At 68.5% G+C, this 663-nt stretch carries 1 protein-coding gene; it reads left to right on the top strand.

Annotated elements, in window-relative coordinates; all coding sequences use genetic code 11:
- The coding region (locus ABD194_RS19225; protein ID WP_343994476.1) for an alkaline phosphatase family protein at positions 1-663 on the top strand (663 nt) is incomplete at both ends.

The following is a 663-nucleotide window of genomic DNA, read 5'->3' as shown; positions in this document are numbered from 1 at the left end:
TCGACCGACTACAACCCGCACCACGAGCCCTTCCAGTACTACGCGTCGACGGCGAACCCGCACCACCTGCCGCCGGCCAGCACGGCCGAGATCGGCCACGACGGCCAGGCCAACCACCAGTACGACATGACGGCCTTCGACCAGGTGGTCGGCACCGACAACCTGCCGGCGGTCAGCTTCCTCAAGGCCCCGAACTACCAGGACGGCCACGCCGGCTACTCCGACCCGCTCGACGAGCAGCACTTCGTCGTCAAGGAGGTCAACGCCATCCAGCAGTCGAAGCACTGGAAGGACACGACGATCGTCCTGGCCTACGACGACTCCGACGGCTGGTACGACCACGTCGCCGCCCAGGTCAAGAACGCCTCGAACACGACGGACGACGCGGCGTTCTGCACGAACGCAGCCGCATCCGGCGTGCCGGTCGCCGAGGGCTACCAGGACCGCTGCGGTCCGGGCCCGCGCCAGCCGCTCGTGGTCATCTCGCCCTTCGCCAAGGCGAACTTCGTCGACCACCACCAGACCGACCAGGCCTCGATCCTGCGCCTCATCGAGGACAACTGGAAGGTCGGCCGCATCGGCGACGGTTCGGCCGACGCGTGGGCGGGCTCGATGCGTGGCCTCTTCTCGTTCGACGCCTCGCCCGCCCCGCAGGTGATCCTC

Origin of the sequence: Terrabacter terrae, from assembly GCF_039529575.1 — a bacterium.
In the GTDB taxonomy this organism is placed as follows: Bacteria; Actinomycetota; Actinomycetes; order Actinomycetales; family Dermatophilaceae; genus Terrabacter; species Terrabacter terrae.
This window is presented reverse-complemented; position numbering and strand designations above follow the sequence as displayed.